This window comes from uncultured Planktosalinus sp. (assembly GCF_963973675.1).
Classification (GTDB): domain Bacteria; phylum Bacteroidota; class Bacteroidia; order Flavobacteriales; family Flavobacteriaceae; genus Planktosalinus.
The window spans coordinates 1-5,593 of sequence record NZ_CAXBAN010000169.1; the positions used below are offsets into that span (position 1 = coordinate 1).

Here is a 5,593-nt window from a genome sequence, read left to right on the forward strand (position 1 = left end):
CAGTTTTATAACAAGGAGCACCCGCCTATGTCATCAATCAGGACAATGAAATAGTAGCCAATAGCGGGACCTCTTTTAGCGCTCCCATAACCGCCGGACTCGTAGCTTGTTTGTGGCAGGCACGCCCCGAATATAAAAATTTTGAATTGATGCAACTCCTTAGGGAATCCGCACACCTGTACAACAACCCTACTGATAAAATGGGCTACGGCATTTCCAATTTTCAAACGGCTATGGAAGTACTGCTTCATGTAAACACTTTTGATTCAAACCAATTTCGGGCCTCCCAATCCGGCAGACAACTACATCAATCTCGATTTTCCAGACGCAATCACCGAAACACGGTTAGCTCTTTTTTCCTCTTCAGGAAACTTGCTTTTTGAAACTACACTTACAAAAAATAAAAACAGGATCCCGGTAGCATATCTTTCTGCAGGACTCTATGTTATAAAACTGCAATCAGCATCACAGATTCAGACACTTAAAGTATTAAAAAAATAATGACACAAAATAGAATTACTGAACTCTTTAAGACTCAATACCCCATAGTTCAGGGAGGCATGATTTGGAATAGTGGCTGGCGCTTAGCTTCTGCAGTGAGCAATGCCGGGGGTCTCGGACTCATCGGAGCCGGTTCGATGTATCCCGAAGTGCTCAGGGAACATATCCAAAAATGTAAGCAAGCTACCAACAAACCGTTTGGAGTCAATGTTCCAATGCTCTATCCTGATTTAGAACTGATCATGAAAATTATTGTGGAAGAAGAGGTATCCATTGTGTTTACTTCAGCCGGAAACCCAAAAACCTATACTTCTTTTCTAAAAGAAAACGGCATAACCGTGGTGCACGTGGTGAGCAGTGTAAAATTTGCACTGAAAGCACAGGAGGCCGGTGTCCATGCTGTGGTTGCCGAAGGATTTGAAGCCGGAGGACACAATGGAAGGGAAGAAACCACTACACTCACACTCATTCCTATGGTAAAAGAACAACTGCAAATACCCCTCATCGCTGCCGGTGGAATCGCAACAGGAAGAGCCATGCTGGCAGCAATGGTATTGGGAGCAGACGGCGTTCAGGTGGGAAGCCGCTTTGCTGCCAGTGAAGAATCATCAGCCCACAAAGCGTTTAAAGATGCTATTGTACAAGCCAAAGAAGGTGACACTATGTTGACACTCAAAGAACTGGCTCCGGTGCGGCTTATTAAAAATAAGTTTTATGAGGACATCCAAACCCTGTATACTCAAAATCCGGGAATTGAACAACTCAAGGAACTACTGGGAAGAGCCAGAGCCAAAAAAGGCATGTTTGAAGGCAACCTGGAAGAGGGGGAGTTGGAAATCGGACAAATATCCGGCTTAATCCAAGACATCAAACCCGCCGGCGATATTGTCAGAGAAATGATGGCAGAATTTGAAGCTGCTAAAAAAGAAGTCAATAAATTGTAAATAAACCAACCCTTCAAAGGTTTAGAACCCTTGAAGGGTTGAAAAACGATAAATTTAAATGAGAAAATTAGTAGTCTTAACCCTCTTCTTTTTTCCCTTACTTACTTGGTCACAAATCATCAATGTAGAATCCCTTCGGAAGGTAACAGACACTTCGGGGTGGAGTGGTAATACCAGCCTTACTTTTTCGTTGACCAAAAATACCAAGACACTCATTCGGTTAAAGAACAACATTCACGTTCAGTACAAAATGAATAAACACCTGGCACTTTTTGTCAATAACCTGGGGTTTGAACGTTCAGGAGGCGAGAGTTTCCTCAATCAGGGCTCTCAACATTTGCGGTACAACTATAAAATCAAAGATGCTTTTGTGTGGGAAGCTTTTGTGCAATCGCAATACAACTCTATTGCAAAAATTCAATTGAGGGGATTGGCAGGTACAGGGCCAAGGTTTAAACTCATTGGGCTCGATAAATACAGATTGTATCTGGGAACCCTGGTAATGTATGAACATGAAGAACTCAATGAAGAGCCGCTTAACATTAACCGGGACTGGAGAGCGAGCACTTACTTGTCAATGAGTTTGTACCCCACAGACAATATATCATTTGTGAGTACAACCTATTACCAGCCGGTGCTCAAAGAGATGGGAGATTTCAGAATCGCTACAGAAAATTCTTTTGTTTTTGGAATCGTTGAAAAGCTTTCGCTGAAAGTTTCTTACACCCTCACCTTCGACAAGACCCCGGCTACCAATGTGCCCAATACCTTTTATGAGCTTTCTACCGGACTGCTGTACGCGTTTGATTGAACCCTTCAAGGGTTTATCGAAATAGTTAATTAAAATGCAAGACAACAAGCCATTCTGGAACCTGATAGAACCTATCACATTTACAATCGGGCCAAAGGAAAAGATCAGTCAGACCTTCAAAGTTTTAAAAACCTTGAAGGTCTGATTCACGCTAACATAGCAATTTTCTCAATACTTATCGCAAGAGGAGTAATCTCTGATAAAAACCCTTCAAGGGTTCTGAACCCTTGAAGGATTGGTTTCGCGTTAAAATGAAACCAATACCTGATTCTTCAACGCTTCAACAATGACCCCCTCACTGTTTCAGACCATGAACTATACAATATTGCAATAGTTCCCAATCCGTCAAAAAGTGTTTTTTACATCCAAAGCAACACCACACTCACTAATACGGCCTATGAAGTCTTTGACAGCCTGGGTAAAAAAGTCAGTTCAGGCCACTTCAATCAAAACCCTCCTTCAATTGATTTGAGCCATGTAAATTCTGGGGTTTATTTCTTAAAAATAGGATATAGATCACAGACGATTAAACTTTTAAAAAGATAACAGGAATTGGTGTTTTTTTTATTGCCTGCCAAAATTTTTAAACTAGAAAAACATTGCTTCACTAAGTAGCTTTTATTACTTTTGCACCTTAATTATTAAAGACAAAGCCTTCACTATGAATCTACACGAGTATCAAGGAAAACAGATATTAAACAGCTTTGGCGTTGAAATTCAACGCGGTTATGTGGCACAAACCCCACAGGAAGCAGTAGAAATAGCAAAAAAATTAACCGATGAAACCGGTACAAGCTGGTATGTCATCAAAGCACAGGTACACGCCGGTGGCCGTGGAAAAGGGGGCGGTGTCAAATTGGCCAAAGGAATTGAACATGTAGAAGATATTGCCAATCAAATCATCGGTATGGATTTGGTAACCCCACAAACATCAGCAGAAGGAAAACGCGTTCACCAGGTGCTGATAGCAGAAGATGTTTACTATCCGGGTGATAGTGAACCCAGTGAAATTTATATGAGCGTACTGCTCAACCGCGCCACCGGAAAAAATATGATTATGTATTCTACAGAAGGTGGGATGGATATCGAAACTGTAGCTGAACAAACCCCCCACTTAATCTTCAATGAAGAAATTGACCCCTCGGTAGGGATACTGCCATTTCAGGCACGTCGTGTGGCATTTAACTTAGGTCTTGAAGGCAAAGCCTTTAAAGAAATGACCAAATTTGTAACAGCACTCTATACCGCCTATGAAAAATCTGATTCGTCCTTGTTTGAAATCAATCCGGTGCTAAAAACCAGCGACGACAGAATCATAGCAGTTGATGCTAAAGTAACCCTTGATGACAACGCGCTTTACCGTCACAAAGACTACGCAGAAATGCGTGACCTGCGTGAAGAAAACCCTGTAGAAGTGGAAGCAGGGGCCAAAGGCCTTAATTATGTTGATCTGGACGGAAACGTGGGATGTATGGTCAACGGTGCCGGACTCGCAATGGCAACGATGGACCTCATCAAACAAGCGGGTGGTGAACCGGCCAACTTCCTTGATGTGGGAGGAACAGCAAATGCAGAGCGTGTCGAAGCGGCCTTCAAGCTTATTTTAAAAGACCCCAAAGTAAAAGCCATTCTGGTCAATATCTTTGGAGGGATTGTACGCTGTGACCGCGTTGCACAGGGAATCATTGATGCATACAAAAACATCGGAGAAATTAAAGTACCAATTATTGTTAGACTGCAGGGAACTAACGCAGACATCGCTAAAGAGTTGATCGATCAAAGCGGACTCAATGTGCATTCTGTCATACAGTTCCAGGAAGCAGCCGATAAAGTTCAGGAAGTGCTCTCCTAAATAAACACCAACAAGTACAAGATCATTGAATCCCGAACATTCCTCTGTTCGGGATTTTTTATGATTTAGAGTTGCCATTTTGGCACCTTATTAACACAAAATCAAGACATTGTGTCTTATCTTTACAATTGGAACTCAATTTGCATAGTGATGGTAAAAACAATTCGTTTAACCATTAAAAAATAAATGTTATGAGTTTAATTAAAAGAAATCAGGACAATTGGCTGCCTTCAGTTTTTGAAGATTTATTCAACGACAGCCGTTTGGCAGATGTATCTCAGTTTGGAGGTACCTTGCCTGCAGTGAACATTAAGGAAACTGCCGATAACTTTCAGGTAGAAGTTGCAGTGCCCGGTAAAGAGAAAGAAGATTTTAACATCGAGTTGGATGAGAATGTACTGACCATCTCTTCTGAGGAAAAATCTGAAAGAGAGGAAACTTCTGAAGATGGAAAATACACCCGCAAGGAGTTTAATTACAAGGCTTTTAAAAGAGCGTTCAATCTTCCTGAAACAGTAGAGCAAGATAAAATTAAGGCTACTTACAACAATGGCGTTCTCAATATTGAGGTACCAAAACGCGAAGAAAGTAAGCAAAAGCCTAAGAGAATGATTGCAGTTTCATAGTTTTTCGCCATCCGGCGAAAACAATAATTTGGTTGGTTAGTTAGTTAGACTGCTCCCTTAGCAATCGGGGGGCAGTCTTTTTTTATGAACCCCTGCCGGAGCGGTTTCTTCGTTTTGGCTTGCTTTTTACTGTTGGGACATTCTCCGCCGCCGCAGTTTTGCGCGACTCCATTACCATTTTTTTGATGGTGTCCAGTTCCGCTTTTGTCAAATCACGCCATTGACCCACCGGTAGATTGTCCAAATCTACATTCATAATCCTAATCCGCTTCAGCGCTGTAACTTCATACCCCAAATAGTCACACATCCGACGGATTTGCCGGTTCAATCCCTGTACAAGAACAATCCTGAACACAAACCTGCTGATGCGCTCCACGGTACATTTTTTGGTAACAGTATCCAAAATGGGAATTCCATGACCCATACGTTTCACAAATTCCTCGGTGACAGGCCGGTCAACAGTAACGATGTATTCCTTTTCATGCTGATTCCCTGCACGTAATATTTTATTGACAATATCGCCGTCATTGGTCAAAAAAATCAAACCCTCAGAAGGTTTGTCGAGACGTCCAACAGGAAAAATACGTTCCGGATGATTCACAAAATCAACAATATTTCCTGCTACACGACGGTCAGTTGTACAGGTGATGCCCACCGGCTTGTTTAAGGCTATGAACACCTCCTTGTCAGTTCCTTTGATGGGGGTGCCCTTGACGGTAATGGTGTCATCGGGCATCACACGATCACCCAAAGAGGCAATCTCACCATTGACGGACACGTGACCCTGTTCAATCAGGCTGTCGGCCTGCCGGCGGGAACAATACCCGCTCTCACTCATGGCTTTGTTTAATCGAATCGA

At 42.4% G+C, this 5,593-nt stretch carries 6 protein-coding genes; 5 read left to right on the forward strand and 1 reads right to left on the reverse strand.

The features are described from left to right. Window positions 1-261: 261 nt before the first annotated feature. The 5 genes from AACY61_RS07850 (at window position 262) to AACY61_RS07870 (ending at window position 4,734) form a co-directional block, all read left to right on the forward strand. The gene (locus AACY61_RS07850; protein ID WP_339611025.1) at window positions 262-501 is read left to right on the forward strand and encodes a T9SS type A sorting domain-containing protein; all 240 of its coding nucleotides are present in this window, start codon (window positions 262-264) and stop codon (window positions 499-501) included. Continuing rightward, window positions 501-1,445: a nitronate monooxygenase gene (locus AACY61_RS07855; RefSeq protein ID WP_339611026.1), complete on the forward strand. Its 945-nt coding sequence runs from the start codon at window positions 501-503 to the stop codon at window positions 1,443-1,445. The genes AACY61_RS07850 and AACY61_RS07855 overlap by 1 nt, the downstream gene beginning before the upstream one ends. 58 nt (window positions 1,446-1,503) lie before the next feature. Next, a complete protein-coding gene (locus tag AACY61_RS07860) occupies window positions 1,504-2,256 on the forward strand; it encodes a DUF481 domain-containing protein (protein ID WP_339611027.1) in 753 nt (250 codons plus the stop codon). A 661-nt stretch (window positions 2,257-2,917) separates the two neighbouring features. Continuing rightward, window positions 2,918-4,108 (forward strand): ADP-forming succinate--CoA ligase subunit beta, encoded by a 1,191-nt coding sequence (gene sucC, locus AACY61_RS07865; protein ID WP_339611028.1) that lies wholly within the window; start codon window positions 2,918-2,920, stop codon window positions 4,106-4,108. A gap of 191 nt (window positions 4,109-4,299) precedes the next feature. Then, window positions 4,300-4,734, forward strand: a complete 435-nt coding sequence (locus AACY61_RS07870) for an Hsp20/alpha crystallin family protein (RefSeq protein ID WP_339611029.1) — start codon at window positions 4,300-4,302, stop codon at window positions 4,732-4,734. Between the two features lie 82 nt (window positions 4,735-4,816). Here AACY61_RS07870 and rluF read toward each other — a convergent pair whose 3' ends face one another. Then, window positions 4,817-5,590 (reverse strand): 23S rRNA pseudouridine(2604) synthase RluF, encoded by a 774-nt coding sequence (rluF, locus tag AACY61_RS07875; RefSeq protein WP_339611030.1) that lies wholly within the window; start codon window positions 5,588-5,590, stop codon window positions 4,817-4,819. Window positions 5,591-5,593: the final 3 nt, after the last annotated feature.

Coding starts and splice junctions, on each gene's coding strand:
- AACY61_RS07855 (WP_339611026.1), top strand. CDS start 501: ATGACACAAAATAGAATTACTGAACTCTTTAAGACTCAATACCCCATA.
- AACY61_RS07860 (WP_339611027.1), top strand. CDS start 1,504: ATGAGAAAATTAGTAGTCTTAACCCTCTTCTTTTTTCCCTTACTTACT.
- sucC (WP_339611028.1), top strand. CDS start 2,918: ATGAATCTACACGAGTATCAAGGAAAACAGATATTAAACAGCTTTGGC.
- AACY61_RS07870 (WP_339611029.1), top strand. CDS start 4,300: ATGAGTTTAATTAAAAGAAATCAGGACAATTGGCTGCCTTCAGTTTTT.